Source organism: Cobetia sp. SIMBA_158 (genome assembly GCF_046566945.1).
Taxonomy (GTDB): Bacteria; Pseudomonadota; Gammaproteobacteria; order Pseudomonadales; family Halomonadaceae; genus Cobetia; species Cobetia amphilecti.
The window spans coordinates 1-255 of sequence record NZ_JAWJYL010000702.1 but is presented as its reverse complement, the minus strand read 5'-3'; the positions used below and the strand labels follow the sequence as shown (position 1 = coordinate 255).

Sequence of the window (255 nt, the reverse complement as noted above, 5' to 3'; positions counted from 1 at the left end):
GTGCAACAGGCTGGATAGTAAAGCCATTTAATCCTGAGCAGTTACTAGCGGTGATTAAAAAGGTTATTCGTTAGTCAAGGAGCGCAAAGTGAGTATAGATTTAAGTCAATTTTTTGAAGTTTTCTTTGAAGAGAGTGTTGAAGGCCTCGATACCATGGAAGCTGAGCTTTTAAACTTGGTACCCGGTGAGGAAGACTTAGAAACTATTAACACTATTTTTAGAGCCGCTCATTCAATAAAAGGGGGAAGTGGGAC

Annotated in this window: 1 protein-coding gene; it reads left to right on the top strand. The window is 40.0% G+C overall.

Going from position 1 to position 255, the window contains the following annotated elements; translation table 11 throughout:
* Positions 1 to 88: 88 nt before the first annotated feature.
* The coding region (locus R2R70_RS21635) for an Hpt domain-containing protein (RefSeq protein WP_410979143.1) at positions 89 to 255 on the top strand (167 nt) is incomplete at its 3' end.